We start from the raw sequence: 19222 nt of genomic DNA on the forward strand, positions 1-19222 counted from the left end.
AGGGCCCGCAGGGAGAGGTGCGGGGTCGGGGATGTAACTCAGCTCCGCATCAGGGCGAGTGCGGCCTTCACCTCGTCGGGGTCCAGGCGGACGGTGTCCTCCGGCTTTGCCGCCGGTTCGGCGTCCTCTTCCTCGTCGTCGTCCTCGGGGCCGGTGTTTTCGTCGTCGCCGAAGGTGCTGTCGTCCCAGAGGTCCAGTCCGGCACTGCCGCGGGCCGGGCCGCCCGTGGCCGGGGGTTCCTCCTCGTCGCCGACGTCGAGGCCCTTCGCGGACAGTGCGGCGATCAGTTCCTGGACCTTGTCGCGGACGTCCTCGAGCTGCTCCGGGCTGGCCGTACTGCTGCTGACACGGGCGGTCGCGTCGGCGAGTGCTCCGACGGTCGGCTGTACGACGCGGGCGTCGACGTCCTCGTCTGCGGAGGCGGTGCGGGCCGCGCTAGTGCCCTCGGGCACGACGATCGTGGCGAGCTCCACGGGCTGCGGCTTGTCGAGGGTGATCTCGCCGGCCGTCACCGTGTACGGGATGGCGTAGTGGCTGCTGCGCCGCTCGTCCTCGGTGTGCACGGAGACGATGACGCGGTCGGGGTAGGTGCCCTCGATGCAGGTCCAGGTGTTGCCGTCCTGGTCGAGGAGTTCGCGGACGGCGTCGGCAAGACGGGCGCGGAACTGCTCCTGCGACTCGGGCAGCGTCTTGGGCGACATCACAGGGGCCTCCAGCGGGGCGGAGTGGCTCTTGGCCTCGGCGACCATGGAGCGGGCGGATTTGTGCTCGATGCGGGGCAGTGCGCGGGCGGACTTCACAGCGGCGTGCGCGGACTTCTTCTCGCCGCCAAGGGCCTGGTAGCGGCCCATGACTCCGTCGGCGAACTCCTTGGCCTGGGGCGAGGCCTTCGGGCCAGGGGCTTGGGGGAGGGCGGCGCCGGCCAGGAGAGCCCACGGCGTCTCGCGGCACTCCGGCCGCAGGAGGGGCATGTCCGGGAGGGCCGTGATCGGCCACCAGGCGGTTACCTCGGTTGCGTCGCCCTGGGGGTCGTCTGGGTTCGTGACTCGGCGCTCTCCGTGTGGCGCGTTGATCGGCACGGAGTCCTCGGTGGGGACCACGGCGACGTAGCCGCGGTAGATGCCGTTCGGGGCGGTCCAGGAGCCGACGACGCTGGCCGTTCCCGGCAGGGTCGACCCAGTCTCCTCGGCCCACTCGCGCAGGGCGGCCGCCAGGGGATCCTCGCCGTCCTCGAGGTGCCCTCCGGGGATTTCCCAGGTGCCTGCCGCGGGGTCCTCATCGTCGAGGGCGCGCTGAATCATGAGCAGTCGGCCGGTGTCGGCGGCCTTCACTGCCAGGCCTGCGACCTTGATGGCTTCCGCGTTCGGTGTGGTGACGACGTCGATCTCGACGTGGGACGGGGTGGTCTTGTACTCGAGTCCCTCGTATCCGCCGCCGGTGACGGCCGCGGACTTTACCTCGAGGGCGCGCGTCAGGGGGTGCGCACCGTGCAGGACGGGCGAGACCTCGAAAAGGTCCAGGTCGTGAATGATCCTGACGCCGTCGCCACGCTTGCTCGCGCCGGTGTCGGAGACGCGGTAGCCGATGCTGAACGCGGCCTGCTTGTGCTCGTGCCACTGCTTGACCTGCTCGTAGGCGTCTCGGCCCTGACGGGTGCGCAGGTTGTAGATCACAGTCGCCACGAGGGCGCCGGCTTCGGCGGGCCAGTCGCCGGGGACGTCCCGGAACCGAGGGTCGCCGGGCAGCCATTCCTCGCACTCGACGACGACGCCGACGGGGTCTTTCCACCCGTGGTGCCACACGGTCTTGACGGGGCGTGCGGCCAGGGTGCGGGCGAAGGCGCCGGGCACGATGAGGTCGGCGACCTCGTCGACCACGCCGGTGACGGCGTAGATAGCCCGGCTGGTGCCTCGCTGGGAGGTGCGGGGTACGGCGGATCTGGTGGGTGGAGCAGCGGTCGGCACGGCGGGGAACCTCCGGCGGTGGACAGTGGGCCGCCGGGCACCGTGCCGTTCGCGTTGACCTACTGTCCTGCGCTGCCCTCCGCAGGCTGCTGAGGCCGCGCCTCAGCTTCGGAGCGGGCCATGGACCACCCGCGGTTCCAGTAGCGGTATCCGAACCGCTCCTCGACGCTGCCGTACATGTTGTACGGGCAGGCGTCGGAGGGGTCTCCGGCCTCGTACGCGGCCTTGCCCTCGTTGAGGCGGTCCTGGAAGTTCTGACGGTCGAGCTGAGTTGCCACGGTCGGATCTCCTTACTGGCCCGCGAACATCGAGTCCTGGACGCCGCGGTCGCCGGCCGGGGGCGGGCCGCTCGGGGCGGCTCCTCCTGGTGCGTTCGCTCGGTCCTCGCCGTTGCGGTGCGTCTGCGTCATCTGGGCACCGTCAACGTCGGTCGCCCACGCGTCTGGGTCGGTGTAGCGCCACACTTGGCCCGCGCCGTCCCGCACCCACCCGGTCAGTGTGCCGTCTGCGGCCTTGTCGAGCCAAGCCTGTTCGCCGCTGCTGCCGGTGTACGCGCACCAGGCTTCGGGCCCGTCGGGGTCGGTTTCGTCGCCCTCGTTGTACTCGTCGCCTGCCCACGGGCGGGAGTCGTCGTCGGGTTGGTCCAGGGCGGCGCTGGGGTCTCCGCCGCCTTCTCCCTCGGGCTGAGCACCCGGGTCCGGCGGCGCAGCGGGGTTCTCGCCGAGGTTGTCCGTGGGCGCGGCCGGGGTCGCCGTTGGGTCCTGAGCCAGGTTCTCGTCCAGGTCCTCGGTCAGCTCGTCGGAGACGCCGGGGGCGACCTCGTCGAGCGGAGCCTCTTCGGTGCCCACGGTCTCCTCGTTCTCGTCGTCTTCCTCCCCGAAAGGCTTGCCGCCCTGGGGGAGAGCCTTGATGGCGAATCCGTATCTGGTCACAGGCGGAGGATGGGGGCACGGGGTGGCTTATGTCGCCGCCACCGCCTCACCCCGATCCGGCCAAGATCATTCTTGCCCAATTGGGCAAGCGGCCCGGATCAGCTTCCGGGCACGCGCGGTCGCCGCGGAACGGGTCCGCTCGCCTCGATGACGTTCGTGTACTCGCGGAGCACCGCCAGGACGGACGCGTCGTCGTCCCCAGCAACGGCAGCCAGGGGGCCGGTTGGTGAGAGGGCGACGCGCTCGCCCAGGTGGAGCTCCACGAGGGCCGCAGCCCGGTACGACCCGACCACCGGGCGGTCGGCCCGCCCGGTGATCTGCACGGTGTAGGTCGCACCGTCGTCGAATGAACCGGTGACGGTGAACACTTCCTGCCTCCTTACCTGGTGGCCATCAGGCCCAGGAGGAACGCGCGCAAGTCGTCGTCCTGGTACCAATCGCCGTTGAACATCGCCTGCACGGACCGAGCGAGGGTGTCACCGGTCTCCGGTTGTGTCTGCTGCCGTCGCAGGAGCCGGTCTATCGCGCTCGGCCGCATCCGGCGTGCGCCGGGCCGGCCGGTGTGCGTCTGGCCGAACCAGAACGCCCGTTGCGCGGCGTCCAGGTCGCCGAGGTGGCGGGCGAAGTGCTGCGCCAGGGCGTGCCCGGCGGTGCCCAGTCCCTCGTCGGCGAGGTCGGCGACCGTCACCCGCTGCCCTTCCGGCTCGTAGCGGCCCTGGTTGCCGTTCAGAGCGGTCATGCGACGCGCTTCGGGGGTGTTGAGCCACGCGCGCGGGATGAGGCGCTGCACGCCCCGTACGGCGCGCTCGGCGTCCGGGTCGGTACCTGGGCCGAACACGATTGCGTTGGCGCCGTCCGGGCCCATGTCTCGGACGTCGGCCAGTGCGGCGGCCACGGCGTCGGGCACTGCGGCGGCGTACCGGGCCCGCAGGTCCTCGTACTCCCGGCGGGCGGACGCAAGCTCGCTACGGGCCGCGGTGATCTCGATCTCCAGGTCTTCGTCGTCCGGGATGGTCGCGCCGCTGCGGGCCGCTTGGAGGTTGACCACGCGCCGCTCACTGGCCGCAACGTAATCGTCGGCGTGCTGCAGCGTGGCGTGCGGATCGTCGCCGAAGTCGTCACCGAGCACGGCGGACAGACGACGGGTCACGTCCTGGTCGACGTCGTTGCCGGCTGCCCGCAGCGCCGCCATGTGGCGAAGCGTGGTCAGGCCGGGCCCGCCATCGGCCGCCCTGTCCGGCGCCCACTGGACGCGGTCCGACCGGTCCGGAAGACGGCCCGCTGCGAGCTGCCCCCACGTCGTCGGACGCCAGAAGGTGACACGGCGCTGCGACTGACCGAACCGGCCAGGCTCCGGCATGAGTCCGGCCCAGTGGGAGATCCGCGCGGCCAACGAGTCGCCGTCCGCGTCAGGCAGGTTCACCGCGCGGTGCAGGCGCGCCAGGCGGCGCGACTCCGGCAACTCCCGGACACGGCGGACCATGCGACCCAGGAACGCACGAAGACGGCGCAGGCGCTCGCGTGAGCTGCGGTACTTCTCGGCGATCTTTCGGGCGCCGGCCTTCACCAGCTCGGCGAGGCGCTTGGCCATCCGGACCAGGAAGGCGACGATCCGGGCCAGGAGGCCCGGCTGCCGTCCGGCGTCCGGGTTCGCCGCGGCAACCTGGGCCGCGATCCGGCGGGCGGTCGCCTGCCGAGAGCCGGCCATCTGCTGGGTGAGGATCCGGGCGAGCCGTTCCGCGTCGCCCGGATCCACCCCGGCGGCCTGGAGCTGCTGCAGGAGAGCGTTCACCGCGTCGTCTGCGTGGCCCGTGACGGCGGTCGTGACGTCCGGGTCGGCGTCCGGGTCCGTCGTCGACGGGCGGCCGGCGATCTGGTCCGGAATGAGGCGGAGCAGGTCCCGGGCGCGGGCGGCCAAGTCCTCGTTGCTCTCCCCGTCCAGGGGCTCGAGGTCGTTGATGGTCCGCAGGGCCGCGCGCACGGTGTCCGCGTGCGCCTGGTTGCGGGCGTCGCGGAGACGACGCTGGGCGGCCCCCCGGTCCCGCCCGGTGAGGCCCGTAGCGTCGAGTGCGGCGGAACCGTCGCCGCGGACGGCCTGGCGTGCGTCGCGCAGGGCCTCAGCGGTGAGGCGCTGCGCGATCTGATCCCGCAGGGCATGGATGTCGCCGGGGGGCTCCGTACCTGCGATGGCCTCGTCGATGATCCGCGCGGCAAGTGCTCGTCCGTGGTCGCTGACGATCCGGTCGACGTCGCCCTGTGCGGCCTGGTTGGGGTCGCGGGGTACGCCGGCCGGGGGCAGGGCAGGGGTGGGCCGGTTGCGGTCGTAGACGTTCACGGCGCGGCCGCTGTGCAGACCGAAGTCGTGCACGTTGCCGTCCTCGTCCATGCCGGTGAGCTGCATCCACCAGCCGTTGCGGTGCGGTTCGCTGATGATGGTGAGCCGCCGGTGGCCGTTGAACTGGTAGCCGGTCCGGCTGACCGGCGCGTCGATGACGTCGCCGACCCGAAGGCTTCCCGGGCGGACATGGGCAATGGGCGCCGTGGGCTCGTCGGGTGTAGCCGCCGGGTCCGGAGTGGTCGGTGCGACGGGAGTGGTCGGCGCGGCGGCGGGGTCGCTGCCCACACGGCGCACCGGGCCGCCAGGGGGGTTGGGCCCGGGCCCGCCTTCGGCATCCGGCGCGCCGTCGGCGTCGTCGACGTCCGGCGGGTTGACGGGGTCCGGCTCGGCCTCGGGGAGCTGCCATACCGGCATGGCTCCGTGGACAACTCGGCGGCGCCACTGCTGGTCTTCGTCCTCCAGGAGGAAGCTGCGCACGCCCCCAGGGCCGTTCTCAACGTCGATGACACGGAAGACGCGCATCTGGTCGCCTCGGCGCTCGTCGGGCATGGCCACCAGGTCCCCCTCGCCGATCTGCGCGGCGTTCGCCGGGCGGGGCCGGTCGAGGCCCGCCGGAGGGGTCCGACCGGCGGCGCGGTCGAGGTGGTCCGCGGCCCGCAGCGCAGCGCGGCCCTCGACCGTCGTGGGGTCCGCGGCCGCGCGCAACTGCGCGGCCAAGGCCGCGGCCTGCTCGCGGGTGACGGGCAGGTCGGCGGTGATCCGTACGGCGGCCTGCTGGGCGTCGGGGTCGTCCTCCGGCCCATCGGCGTGGTCTCCGATGAGGTTCCGGTCGCTCGAATCGAGGTCCGGGTCGAGGGTCGGGCCGGTCACCGGGTCCACGCGGCGCGGGGCGGGGTGCACGGTCAGATCCTCATCCGGCTCGGGGGCGTCGTCCGGGCCGAGGTCCGGGGCGCCTCCGTCCGGGCCCTGGGCGCGCGGGAGGATCGCGCGGGCGTCGACGTTGATCTCGCCCATCTCGCCGGTGGTGGTGTCGGCGTACTGCAGGGTGACGCGGTCTCCGTCCCGGCTGGGCGGGCTGGTGATCGCAACGGTGGCCAGATGGCCGTCGAGGTCCAGGAGGACGACGTCGCCGTCCTTGAGGTCCGCGGCCGCGGGCTCGTCGATGCCGGTCACCGGCGCGGTGTCGGGCGCCTCGTCGCGCACCTCCCCGGTGACACGGAGGTCCCCGGCGCTGCGGGTGATCGTGCCGTCGGTCGTGGTGATGGTGACGTTGTCGCCGTCGACGTCGTCGACGGGGCCGAGGAGTCCTCCGTCTGTGTCGCTGACGACGTTCTGGGTCGTCACGCGGTGCCCGTCGGCGGTCCAGCCGTCGGGGCGCTGTCCGTCGGCGACGGACAGGGTGGTGGGCGACAGTGCGGTGTCGTCGTTGCCGTCGGACCAGTGCACCGACACGGTGGTGTCGGTGGCGCCCGTGACGGTGCCCTCGCGGTCACCGGTCCCCGTGACGGTGCTGCCGGGGAACAGGCCGCGGCCGTCGCGGTCCGCCGGGATCTGGTTGGGCAGGTCACCGGAGCGGAGCGCGGCCTGGGCGCCGCTGGCCGGGGAGCCAGGCACGACGTCGTCCGGTGCTTCCGCGCGTGCCGCGGTGGCGTTGGCGGACGTGTAGACGTTGCCGCTCGCGCCGGTGCCGTCCGAATTCTCCGTGACCCAGGTGCGCCACATCTGCTCGGTGCGGCCGCGTCGGGTGACGTCGACCAGTACGGGCGCGGTGTGGACGTAGCCGGCGCGCTGAACCGGCCGACCGCCCTTGGTGGTGCCGCTCATGCGGACCATGTCGCCCGGCACCAGGTCCTCTACGCGGGCCCAGTGCGCTGGCTGGCCGTCGATCGGCTCGGGGTCCGGTTCGGGCGTGGGCTCGGCCTGCGGGCGCGGGGTGTCCTCCGGGGCGTTCACCGGCTCGTCCGGCGCCGGGACGGCGGGGGACGGCGCGTTGCTGTCGCCCTGCGGCTCATCGTCGCCGCGGGGCGGCTGCCGGTCACCATCCGGATCGTTGCCGTGGGGCCGCTGACGGTCGCTCTCCGGATCTCCGAGGCCGTCGAGGAGTCGTCCGGCCCAGTAGGAGCGGTTCTTGAGTCGGCTGCGCTGTCGCTCTGTTCTCCTGGTGGCGGGCAGGAGATCATGCAGCCGTGCGAAGTCGTCGCGGGCCTGCACCAGGTCGTCCCGCAGGTTCCCGCTCGGGGACCGATGGTCGCGGAAGGCGTCTAGCAAGGCGGACAGCCGGTCGTGCCGGTCGCGTACCTCGGGGTTATCGAGGAGCGACTCCGGCAGCTCCCACATCCTGTCTGCCAGGTGCGCAGTAACCGTGCGCCAGACGTCCTCACTCGGGTTCGTGGGGTCCACGGGGCCGTCCCTCAGGGCGCGAACGACGAGGTTCGCGATGGCCGTGTCACGGCTCTCGGAACGGCTGCTCTGGTCGTTGTCCGGGCCGAAGAACGGTCGTGCGTGCCATACCGAATTCCGGTTGGGATCCGACCGGTAAACGTTGGAGATGTGGCCAATCTGCTGGCCATCGAGCCACACGGTCTCGCCGTCGCCGACAGGGCGCAGCTCGGCCCGGTCGGCGAACTCCCGCATTTTGTCGTGGCCGCCGAACCGGAACGTGGCGGCTTCCGCGCTCTCAACATCCCCGGACGGTGCGGGGGCGACGTCGTCGGCCGTGAAGGTGACCGTGTCTTCGGAATCTCCGGCTTCGTCCGCGCGGCGCTGCTCCTCCTCGTGAAGGTCGCGGGCAGTACGTTCGTTATCGCGGCGCGACTGCTTGAACTGGTTGAAGGTGAGGCGGCCGCCGTTCGCGTCGAACCAGTCCTGCAGTTCTTCGCTCGCGACGTCCTTCCACCGATCGAACTGGGACATGCTCCCGCCAGAGAACAGCTCCCGCTCGTCGATCGGTCCGGCCTCGTGCTGTCGGCGGAAGAAGTACCCGTTGGTGGCGGCGATAGCAGCCAGGTAGCGGGCCTCGTCGATGTCCGCGAACTCGGCGCGCAGGGCACGGTCGGCTTCCCGCTGCCGGTACTGCGTGTACGTGAGCCGGCCGTTTCCGGGGGTCTCGTCGTCGCCGTCGAACCAGTGGTTCAGTTCCGGCGAGGCGAGTTCCTTCGCACGCTTGTTGCTGTACTTGCCGCCGGAGAACAGGGTCCGCGGGTCGATGCCTTGGGCCTCGGCCTCGGGGCTGAGCATGCGCCCGCCGGTGGCCTGCATGGCTGCCTGGAAACGCTCCTCGTCGAGGGCGTCGAACTCTCGGCGCAGACCTCCGGGGGTAACCGGAGCGGGCTGCGTGACGTCCGTGTCACCGAAGCCGAGCGCCTCGTCCATCAGGCGGCCCTCGCGCTCCGCCTCGTCGGCGTTCGCCGGGGGTGTCTCGGGCACCGCAGCGCGGATCCGCTCGTCGACGTAGCCATCGCGGCGGTCCATCTCCGCCATGACGCGAAGCTCGTCCTCCGGGCCCAGACCCTGCACGTACGCGGCCTCGAGCTGGGAGTCGTCCAGGGTGGTGAGGTCCTCGGGCAGGGCAAAGGCACCTGCCCGTTCCTGGTCGTAGTCGTCCTGTACCGCGCGGAGCGCCTGGGGCAGGTTCCGGCCCTCCCCGTCACGCCAGGCGGCGACACTGGCCGATCGGCCGCCCTCCACGTCCCAGTCGAAGGGGTCGCCGTTGCGGTCGGTGAGCTCCTCGAAACGTCCGGCGAGTGCCCGCGCCTCCTCGGGGTCATCGGAGGTCAGGGTGATGCCAGGCAGGTTCGTTCCGTTGCGGGCCTGGGCGAAGCGCCACACGGTGTTGCCGTCGTCCTGCCGCTCCGGGTAGGTCGCCAAGCCGCCATTGGGCGACAGGGCGAGGCCTTCCCTGTCTGCCAGGGCAGACAGGTGGGCACGACGCTCGGGGGTGTCCTCGCCAGGGGTGAGGCCGTCGCCGGTACGCCACGCGTTGCGCAGGGAGTCCACGTCGCGGTGACGGGCGCGGGGACGCGGGGAGCGGCCGCGGCCGTTCGCGGCGTCGCCGTCTCCGTGACCACCGTTTCCGTCGCCACCGTCTCCGCCTCCGGCGCCGTCCGGGGCGTTGAAGTCGGGCAGGCGCAGGCGCGGCAGTCCCGGTCCACCCGGTCCGCCCGGTCCGCCCCCGCCGGGTCCTCCGTTGCCGCCCCTGCGGTTACGGCGGCGCCGACGCCGGCGGCGCCGCTCGTCCTCGCTCTCCTCGTCCCCCTCGTCGGTGTCGTCCTCGTCCTCGGGGACGTCCTGGTCGTCGTCTCCGCCTTCGGGGCCGTCGGCGTCGTCGCCCTGGTCGCCGTTCGAGTCGCCGCCGTCGCCCGGTGCCCCGGGCGCGCCCGCCCCTCCGGTGTCGGGTTCGCCGTCGGGGTCGGTGGCATCTCCGTCCGGATCCGCGTCACGGCGCTGACGGCGGCTTTCCTCGTCGCCCTGGCGCTGCGCGTCCTCGCCCTGGTCGTCCTCGCCCTCCGGGGCCTGGTCCTCGTCCTGGCCGTTCTGCTGGTCGTCGTCCTCGCTGTCCGGGGTGCTGGTCGTATCGTTCCGGTCACTGTTGGACTCGCCGTCGGGGCCGTTGCCGTCGTCGTCCTGGCGCTCGTCGTCGCCGAGGCGTTCGTCGCGGTCGTCCTGCTCGCCGCGCGCGATGCGGGCCGCGCGTCGGAACCGATCGGCTGCAAGCTCGCCCTGCGGCCCGGCGAGCTCGTACTGCTCGGCGAGCGCGTCCATGCGGTCAGCGACGTCGCGGAGCTCCGCGTCCCGGTCGTCGGCCGAGTCGGCGCGGCCCAGGCGGTCGTCGAGCTCCTGCATCTCCGGCAGCGAGTCGCCGCCCACGGCGTTCATGCCCTCGCCGAACAGACCCCTGGCACGGTGGGCACGGTCCTCGTCGGGAGCGCTCGGCGCGTCCGGGGTCGGGGCGTCCGGGTCCGGCGCGTCCGGGCCGTTGGTGTCCCCGCCGGTGTTCTGAAAGTCCGGATACCGAAGGTCGCGTTCGGCCTTCATCCGGGCTGCGGTGGCCCAGGACCTGGTTCTGCGCGTCTCGTACGGCAGCTCAAGGTCCGGGTCGTCGAACTGGCTCTCCAGCCACGCGGCCTCGTCACGGATCTGGCGGAGGTCACCCTGCAGATCGTCCGTCTCACCCCGGCTGACGCGCTGGATGAGGTCCTGCAGACGCTGGATGCGCTCCGGGTCCTGGAGGCCTTCCCTGCGCTGCAGGGTGGCGACGTCGTCGCCGATGTCGGCCATGCGAGTTCGAAGTTCGTGTCGCCACGCCGGGGTCGGCTCGGGACGCGTGCGGTCGTTGGCCCAGGCGAAGGTGTCGCCGGGGTGGCTCAGGAAGACAGGGCTGATGCTGGAGCGGGAGCCGTCGAGGTTGGAGACGGACAGGACCATCGTCCCGTTGTCGTTCCGGTTCACGCTGTTCACGCGGACCGGCTGCCTCCAGCCGACGGGGTAAGGGCGGCCGTTGCCGTCCTGCCTGGTGACCGGCACGCGGATGATGTCGTTCTCAGCCACGTCGCCACGATCGCCGAGGGCCCATCCTTCGGGGGCCGCGCTGCGGGCCCGCTCCCGCCGGGCGTCCTCGTCGGCGTTCTCGCGGCGGACGTCGCGGTTGCGGACGAGCGCGGCCACGGCCTCCGCGCGGCTCGGGTAGTGGTCGGGGGAACCCTGGCCGTCAGCGTTGGTGTACCGCCACTTGCGGGCGAGCTGGCCGACGGTGCCGGCGTCCTTGCCGTCGACGGTCACCGGGTATGCGCCGTCCTCGTTTCGCTTGCCGATCTCGGCGCGCGCGAGTGCTTCGGTGCGCTCCTGCTTCTTCTTCTCCTTCTCCTCTCGGTCTCGGCGGGTGTTGTCGCGGTTGCGCTGTTCCTCGTTCAGTACGTGGCGGCGGTTGGCGACAGGGGAGAGCGCGACCACGGCATTGCCCTGGATGCGTGGTCCTTCCCCGTTGCTGGAGACGTGCCGGCTCTGCCACGCCTGCAGTTCCTCGAGTTCCTCCTTGATGTCGTCGTCGGTCATGTCCGCCGGCGACGTCTCACGGATGGGGGCGTCGGGCGCGGTACGGGGCGCCTCCGGCGCGCTTGAGGCGTCGGGAGCGCCCGGGGCGGCCGCGGCTTCGGGACTCTCGGGGGTAGGAGCGACTTCGGGGCTGTCCGGGGCGCCGTGGGCGAAGAGGTCCGGCGTGCCAAGCTCGTCGTCCGGCCGGGGCCGGTTCTGATCTTGGTGCGCGGTCGGGCGTTCGTCCTGCCCGAAGTCGTCCGGGCGCATCTGGCGCCAGTCCATGCCACCACCGGCCTCGGAGCGGTCCGGCTCCGGCACGGTGCCGGGCTTGGACGCTCCGAACGTGGCGTCGGTCCGGGGCACATCGAGCTCGACGTCCTCGCCGTCACGGCTGCCGGTGATGTGGAGATGGCCCATGTCACCGCGGCGGATCTCGGAGACCTGGAGCGGCTCCGACCAGCCGGTCACGGTGCGAACGCGGGCGCCCTCCAGGCGTCCGAGCTCGGGCACGCGGATGGTGTCGCCCGGCTGGACGTCGTCCCATGCCGAGTGTTTCCAGTCCTCCCCGGCACGCTGGTTCCGCCGGTCGGTGAGCTTGTTGAGGGCGGTGATGGCGGCTGCGCGGCTCGTGTACTTCTCGCTGGTCGGGGTGCGTCCGTCGCGGTCGACGAACACCCACTTCCCCTTCGTGTCCTTGTAGACGGCGCCGATGAGCGTGCCGTCGCGGCCCTGGACCTGTTCACCCTTGAGGCGGGCGAGGCGGGCGGGGTCGCGGACGAGACCGGCTCGCTCACGGCGGCTTACCTCGTCGCGGTGACGGGCGAAAGTCCGCTCGGACTGGGCATCGTTCAGGGCACGGATACGGGCGGTGACCTGGCGGCGCACGGCGCGGGCCGCCGGGTCGTTGCCCTCGGGCAGGGTGGCGCCGCGCAGGTGGGCGAGCTCCGCGGTGATCTGCTCGTCCCGCATGCTCTTGGGGTCGTCGGCACCCGGGCGGGGCGTGCCGTCGTCGGCCGGGGCGTCGAACATCGTGCGGATCTCGCCGCCGCGGCGGCGGGCGAGGACGCTGTCGTACGGCGTGGAACCGCGGCTTTGCAGGCGAAGGTTCTTCGGCCCGATCGAGTCGACCGTGTCCCACTGGTGGCCGGTCCACACCTCGTCGCCGGGCTGAAAGTCCGTGGTGGCCCAGGTACCGGCCGGCGCGTAGTGCCGGTCCTTGAGCCGCTCGAGCTGCTCCGGGGTCAGCTCCGGCTTCTCGGAGTCGTCCTGCGGCGCGTGGTAGTCGAGACCCTGACGGTCAAGCCACTCCTTGAGCTGACGCACCTTGTCCTCACGGCGTGACAGCGTCATGTTGCTGGGCAGGTAGAAGAACCGCGGCTGGCTCCTGTCCCTGCTGGCCTTGAACCCGAGGCGGCGCAGCACCGCGAACTCTTCGTCGCTGACCGTGCCGTTCGGTGTGGGGAAGCGGACGGTAGTGCCGGTGCCGCTGTGGTCGATCTGGACCTGGTCCGGGGTCGGTGCCGAGGCGGGGGACGGTTCCTCTTCCGGCCCGTTCTGGTCTGGCGCGTTCGTGTCCCGGTCGTTCGGAGCGTCCGGTGCCGGGGTGTCGGCCTCCGGGGTGTCCGGCGCTGACGGCTCGCTGTCCGCCGTGTTCGCGGACGGGCTGTCGCCCTCCGGCACCTCGGGTGCGTCCTCGGCAGGGTGCAGGACACGAAGTTCCTTATCCGGCGCGAGGAAGTGCTCCCCTCCGTCCTCGTCGACGACGCGAATACGGCCCCGCGAGGTCCGCAGCGGCGGCTCCTTCACTGTGTGCGTACGCCCGTCGGTGTCGACGAACCGGTCCCCGACTTGGAAGTCGGCCGGCTTGCGGGACTGCACGGGACGCAGCTTGCTGGTGTCGCGGCCCTCAGCGGCAGCGAACATGTCCGGCGTGCCGAAGGCATCGTCGGCCTGGTCGTCCGGGTTGTCCGGATCGGCTACGAATCGCTGTTGCTCGTCCGGGCTGACGTCGAACAGGCCGCCGGGCTCCTCGGCAGGTTCCTTCGGCTTGGGCTTCGGCTCCTGCTTCGGCGTACGGCCGGCGCGGCGAGCCTCCTCCGCCTCGAGGACTCGCAGGCGGGTGCGATCAACGCCGGACAGGTCGCCGCCGTTCGCCATCTCCCGCTCCATCAGGGAAACGATCTCGTCGCGGATCTCGTCGTCGTTCATGGCTGACGGGGCCTTGGCGGCGCGGGCTGCGGCCGCGGGCGCGTTGACCTCATCAGGGCTCAAGATGACCCCACCGTCGTCGCCCTGTCCGCTGGGCTTCGCGCCAGGGGCGTCAGCGGGCGGCGAGTCCACGTCGCCCCTGCTGTTGTCGGGAGCATTCGCGTCTGGGGCGTCGGCGCGCCTCTCCTCGCGGTTGCGCTGCAGCGTTGCCGCAGCCTCATCGACGCGCTTGGTGTAGTTGTTGTACGCCCGGATTTCCTTCGGGTTGGACTCCTGCCCTTCGCCTCCCGCAAGCGTCCACGCCCACTCGAGGAGCGCGCGGTGCGTCTCGATCGGCGCGGTCACCTTGAGCGTGCCGTTACGACGCCTTGTGGCCTCGGTGAGGGCCTTCCGCGTATCCGGGTCCTCCATGGCCGCGGTCTCGTCGACGCTCAGAAAGTCGGCGAGAGCTTCCGGCATGGTCAGCGTGACAAGGCCCTCAGGGTCGTCCCAGTTATGCCTCAGCGGCTCATCGGACGGGTCCTGGTCCGCGGGATGGTTCACGTCCGGGGCCTCGGGCTTCGGCGCGTTCGCCTCCGCCTCCCACTCCTGGCGGGTCCGCTTGATGACGGTCTGGATGTTCTCGCCCTTGGCAGAGCGCCAGGTGCTGGCAGTTTCGTCGAGATCGGGTGCGGAGAAGTCGAATCCGCCGTCCGTGCTGGGGGATCCGCCGGTGTTGCGGTTGAGCTGCCGGGCGAACTCGCGGGCTTCGTCCGGGGTGGCAAAGTCGCCGGCCGCGTCCATGCGCTGTCCGGTGCCGGTGGCAGTGAGGTACCAGCGGCCGGTGGAGTCGTCCTGGAGGGCGATCAGGCGACTGTCGTGGGTGACCTCGAGGTGGTCGTCGTCGCCCGCAACGGACCGCAGGAACTGCGCCATCTGTGGCTTCTGGCCGGGCCGGTCGGCGAGGTCGAGGAAGTGCTGGCGGACCGCAGCGGTGTCACGGAACCGGCCAGGACCGTGGCGCCGGTTGGGCAGAGCGCGCACGTTGACGGGCAGCTTGCCGTCCTCGGGCTCGTCCCGGTCGTCGTCGTCCTCGGGCCCGGCGGGGTCGTCGTCGTCCCCGATCGGGCGGCCGCGGTCGTCGGCGTCGTGCGGGTCGTTAGGGGTGTCCGGGTCGCCGTCGTCGTCCCGGGCAACGCCGTTGCCGCGCCGCGGGTCGCTGACCCGCTTCTCGTCCTCCTCCTGGACCTTGTTCTCGCTGTCGGTCGGTGCGGAGCCGTCCGGCCGGGCCACCATGGACACCCACTTGGCGCTGGTGGTGTGCCGACGGCCGTTGAACTCGTTCGGACCGGTCTGGTCCTGAACGAGGATGCGGTCGTTGGGAAGGGCCCGGACGACGCGCGCGAGCTTGCCGCCCCAGAGCCTGACGGTGCCGCCCGTCTCAATAAAGCGGCCCTTGCTGTCCCGCGGATGCAGGGCGGGATTCCACCTACGGCGGGCGGCCTTGACCTCGAACTCAGCGTGCTCAGCGGCGGGGCGATTCTGCATGCCGCGGACCATGCACACCGGTGACCGTTAACGTCGCGCCCTACCGCGCGGGCGCGACGCGGCGGCCGGCGTCTACATGGTCTCGGTGAGTATGTGGATAGCGAACCAGCAGGAGAACCCGAACCATCCGACCGCGAAGATCGCTCTGCCGGCCTTGCTGGTACGGGTGCGAAAGAGGCGTCGGAAGTTCTCGGAAAGCGTGTCGTTCTCCTTCTTGTTGGCCAGGGCGATGCCCTCGGCGACGGCGAAGACGATCGTCCAGACGATCCAGATGGCGGGCCACATGGCGGGTTACTCCTGGGGGTCGGTGTCGTAGTGCAGACGGCAGCGGCAGTTCACGGTCAGGCCGATCGGGGCGAAGGGGTCGCCGGGGTAGCGGAGCTTCGCGCCCGCGATCTCGTACGGGGTGCCGACGGGAAGGGTCTTGCCGTGCAGAGCCTTGTGGGCGGGTCGTACGCGGTCGTCCTGGCGCGTGATCCACGTCCGGACGACTCCGGGTCCGGCGCTCTCCGCCGCGGCGTCCGCGGCCCCGTTGATGGTCGACACGGCGCACGTTTCAGCGACGCGTGAGACCAGGACGGGCGCGGCGGCCTCGTAGAACCGGGTGACGGCGCGCTCGAGGTCCTCGAGCGTGAGCTCCGTCTCCGGGGTGCTCTGGAGGCTGCGCAGCTCCTCGGCCAGGTCGCCGAGCAGCGTGGTCACGGCCTCTCCGGCGTACATCGCGGAGACGAGAGCGGCTGCCACGGCGGCGGGGGGCACGGTGTCGGTACCGGCGACGGCCTGGCCCAGCTTGCGGGCGGTGGCGGTGGCGGCCTGCTGGAGGATTGGGGCGAGGGTGTTTGTCGTCTCCTCCGCCCACCGGGCAGCGCTGACGACGCGGTCGCCGTCGATGTCCGCGTTGCCGCCGCGGGTGTCGTGCTCGTTCTCCGGCTCCCAAAAGCGCGTGTGCTTGCGGGTCTTCGGGGCGCGGAGCCGGGCGGCGATGACGCCCTGCTGGCGGGCGAGCAGCGCGGTGAGGGCCGCCTGGACGGCCAGGGACAGGGCGTCGAAGTCGGCGTCGGTGACCTCGAAGCCCCGGCCGGCCAGAGACTTGGTCTCGACGCGCGCCGCAGCGACGTCCTCGGCTGCCGGCCCGTCCTCAGGCTGCGCGGTGGCGGTACGCGCCGCGGTGACGTCGCCGGCTGCGGGACCGGGGCCGAGGTCGGTGGCCTGCGCGCGGGCTGCGGCAACCTCGTCGGCCGCGGTGCCACCTGCGCCGGTGGGCAGCGCAAGGGGGGCCTGCCCGCGGGCCAGGGCGACCGCCTCGGCCGCGGTCGGGGCCGCCTCGAGCTCGCGGGCCTCGGCGACCGCCGCGGCGGCGGACTGGCCGTCGGCCGAGGGCAGCATGGCGTTCGGGTCGGTGCCCGGAGCGGCGCCGGCTTCCGGCTCGGGTGCCAGGCCCAGGGCGGCCGCATCCTCGTCGTTCGCGGGCACGGGAGCCTTCTGCGGGCTGATCCACAGGGCTCGGGACTGAGGCGTGTTGAACGGCTGCCGGTTGGCGATCCTCCGGTACTCGTCGATCGTGATCAGGCCCGCCTCGAACTCCTTGCGGGCCTCCTCGCGGGCCTGGCGGCGGGGGAACTCGAGCGCCTGGACGCGGCTGGTGTCGAACCGGATCACCCAGTCGTCGGACAGGTCCGGGTCGAACGCCGACGCAATCAGGTTGAGGTGGGGAAGCTCCGTGTGGGACCAGAAGTTCCACTCTTCCCGGTCCGCGTTGTTAAACGTCCGCTCGGAGGCGTTGCCGATGACGGACTCGTACACGCCGAACGCGGAGAGGATCTCGTTCTTCGCGGTACTGGAAAGGGTCTCGTAGGCCATCTCCCGGGGACGAGCGGAGGTGTCCACGTAGGTGACGCCGCCAGGGCCGGTGCCAACGAGGGTGAGCTGTCCGGCGTTGTGCGCGCCGGGGGCGAGGCGCTTCTGGATCCGGTCGACCTCGTTGGGGTCGACGCCGTCCAGGTCGATGCCGACGATGCCGCCGGGGCGGCCGTCGTTGTCGATGAACGAAATGTTGTAGGTGCGCGCCTTCACGTCCAGGTCGACGGACAGGCCGGCGGCCTCAAGGGGCGTCACGCCGCAGAAAGGATCCGTGGGGTGGGGGTCGCGCAGCCAGATGACGTACTTCGGCTTGAGCTCGCGGATGTGCCCGGCGTAGTCGGTGAACTCGAAGTGCTTGACGTAGCTCGCGTTCTCGTCGTCCGGGATGATCCGTACGCGGTCCGGGGGCAGCAGGTCGAGCCTGGTCAGGACGCCGCCGCGGCTGTACGTCTTCTCGATGAACACGCCCTTCTTGCTGAGCAGCAACTGGGCGCTCAGGCGCTTCTTGAAGACGTCACCGGTCTCGAGCGGATTGGCCTGCTTGTTCAGCAGCCGCAGGAGCGGGTGGTCCTCGAGAATCTCCTCGAATTCCCGCTCGTCGCCGCCGCGGCCGATCTGCACCGGGAGAGTGGAGGCGTGCTTGCTGATGGCCTCAACGCTCTTGAACGTCCAGATGGAGCGCTCGTAGCCCTCGACGATGACCCGCTCGAGGTCCCAGCCGTCCGCGCGGCCCGGGGTGCCCCAGACGTTCGTGACGCCGGCGTACGACACCGACGTGTAGACGCCTCCTGCCAGGAGGTCCTTCGTCTCGGTGGGCGCGGGTGAGGGCTCTGCGGTGCCTCGGGGGACGAGGAGCCCCCGGAGCGCGGGGAAGAGTTGGCGTGGCATCAGGCCCCCTCAGCGCTGGACAGCCACAGGCCGGCGGCGGCCACGAGGGCGCTGACTGCGAGCCATCCCAGCGGGGGCAGGAGGTAGAAGAGGACGGCGGTCTGTCCCGCGTATCCGGCGAAGGCGGCGATGGCTCCGGCGTCTTGCTGCCATCGGGGCTTGGAGTTGCGGCGTACGAGAACCCCGCTGAGGCACAGGCCGATGAGGGCGGCGGACAGGCCTGCGGTCCAGTGCAGGGCACCCAGCGCACCGAGTCCGCCGAGCACCCCGAACGAGAGCAGGAGCAGCCCGAGGGCCTCCCGGCCGACCTTGTCGGAGGCCACCGGCCCAGTGCTGTCGGTGGGGGCGACAACCGGGTCGTCGTTCGACGGCTGAGTTCGCTGAGTAGTCACGCCGCGCACCATGAACGGCGGGCGGCGTTAACGTCGCGTGGTCAGCGCGGGGGCCGGGAGACCCCCGACATGTAGGCGCCGATGCCGCGCCGGTTGATGGTGCCGCCGGAGATGATTCGGGCGTTCGCGGGCGGGGTGGGGACCTTGCGCTTGGCCCGCTTGGTCTGGTCGCCGCCGATCAGGTGCGTGTTGTCGATCTTGGCGGCGCAGTCGTCGCCCTTGACCTCGTCGTACGGGCGTCGGCACCCATCGCAGTACACGTCCAGGGCCTCGATGCGCTGCCCCTCGGTGGCCTTGAAGCTGCCCCGGTAGTCGGCAACGCTCGCGACCTTCGGCGTGACCTCGATCGTGGCGGCCACAACCCAGACGTGGGAGAGGTCCGTCTCCGGCTCGGGCTTGGCCGAGGCGCCCTCGATGTCGGACTCCCGCAGCGCGACGGACGCCGCCTCGGGGGCGGGTTCAGGTGCCGGCCGAGGGGCCTTGACGGGTGCGGGTGCGGATGGAGCTTCTGGCTCAAGCCCGGCGAAAAGGCTCTCCTGCAGGTGGGAGCGGCCGGTCTCGGGCGAGAGGGGGGCTGTCGCGGTCGTCACCGTTCCTCCGGATCACTGCGGGGTTGACATAAAGCGCAACCCCCTTCACTCCCGGAACGTCAACGGCCGCGATCTGTTACACCCCAACGGCTGCGCCCCCAAGCGGGGGAGGCTCGGGGGCGCAGTGGGGGAGGGGGTCAGGCGGAGTCGGGGCGGCGGAACACCTCGGTCGGCCGCCAAGGCTCCGGCATCGGGGGGAGCTTGCTGAACAAGGGAAGAGGGACTCGGCCGGCCCGATCTGATGCGTCCTCTCCAGCCTCCTGCGCACCGGTCGGAAAGTCCTCGGCGACGCCGACCGGAACCCATTGGAACCCGTCCCATTCCTGGATGCCGCGCGGCATGGCCGGGTCGACGTGAGCTCCTCGGTCGGCCTGGTCGCCGAGCGGGGCAAGTCTGCGCTCCCCGCGGGCAGGCCGGCGGCGCTCGCGGCGCTCTGCCCATTGCTCCAGAGGCTCGTCATCCATGGGGTGCTCCCTCCTTGTGGACTCGT

The 19222-nt window shown here is 71.7% G+C and carries 10 protein-coding genes; all 10 read right to left on the reverse strand.

Going from position 1 to position 19222, the window contains the following annotated elements; all coding sequences use genetic code 11:
- Window positions 1-38: 38 nt before the first annotated feature.
- Window positions 39-1964, reverse strand: coding sequence for an NUDIX domain-containing protein (locus BLW14_RS33595; RefSeq protein ID WP_107468467.1), 1926 nt, complete (start codon window positions 1962-1964; stop codon window positions 39-41).
- Between the two features lie 59 nt (window positions 1965-2023).
- Window positions 2024-2242 carry a hypothetical protein gene (locus BLW14_RS33600; protein ID WP_093711146.1) on the reverse strand — a complete coding sequence of 73 codons (219 nt, stop codon included), beginning with the start codon at window positions 2240-2242 and terminating at the stop codon, window positions 2024-2026.
- 12 nt (window positions 2243-2254) lie between these two features.
- Window positions 2255-2896 (reverse strand): hypothetical protein, encoded by a 642-nt coding sequence (locus BLW14_RS33605; protein WP_093711147.1) that lies wholly within the window; start codon window positions 2894-2896, stop codon window positions 2255-2257.
- Between the two features lie 98 nt (window positions 2897-2994).
- Window positions 2995-3264, reverse strand: coding sequence for a hypothetical protein (locus BLW14_RS33610; RefSeq protein WP_093711148.1), 270 nt, complete (start codon window positions 3262-3264; stop codon window positions 2995-2997).
- An 11-nt stretch (window positions 3265-3275) separates the two neighbouring features.
- On the reverse strand, window positions 3276-15002 hold the full coding sequence (locus BLW14_RS33615; protein ID WP_143052048.1) for a hypothetical protein: 11727 nt from the start codon (window positions 15000-15002) through the stop codon (window positions 3276-3278).
- A 72-nt stretch (window positions 15003-15074) separates the two neighbouring features.
- On the reverse strand, window positions 15075-15287 hold the full coding sequence (locus tag BLW14_RS33620) for a hypothetical protein (RefSeq protein ID WP_093711150.1): 213 nt from the start codon (window positions 15285-15287) through the stop codon (window positions 15075-15077).
- A 6-nt stretch (window positions 15288-15293) separates the two neighbouring features.
- The gene (locus tag BLW14_RS33625; protein ID WP_093711151.1) at window positions 15294-17750 is read right to left on the reverse strand and encodes a phage portal protein; all 2457 of its coding nucleotides are present in this window, start codon (window positions 17748-17750) and stop codon (window positions 15294-15296) included.
- A complete protein-coding gene (locus tag BLW14_RS33630) occupies window positions 17750-18142 on the reverse strand; it encodes a hypothetical protein (protein WP_143052049.1) in 393 nt (130 codons plus the stop codon). The genes BLW14_RS33625 and BLW14_RS33630 overlap by 1 nt, the downstream gene beginning before the upstream one ends.
- Window positions 18143-18183: 41 nt before the next feature.
- Window positions 18184-18732, reverse strand: coding sequence for a hypothetical protein (locus BLW14_RS33635; RefSeq protein ID WP_256333068.1), 549 nt, complete (start codon window positions 18730-18732; stop codon window positions 18184-18186).
- A 137-nt stretch (window positions 18733-18869) separates the two neighbouring features.
- A complete protein-coding gene (locus BLW14_RS35590) occupies window positions 18870-19196 on the reverse strand; it encodes a DUF6087 family protein (RefSeq protein WP_093711153.1) in 327 nt (108 codons plus the stop codon).
- Window positions 19197-19222: the final 26 nt, after the last annotated feature.

This window comes from Streptomyces sp. 2131.1 (assembly GCF_900105515.1).
In the GTDB taxonomy this organism is placed as follows: Bacteria; Actinomycetota; Actinomycetes; order Streptomycetales; family Streptomycetaceae; genus Streptomyces; species Streptomyces drozdowiczii.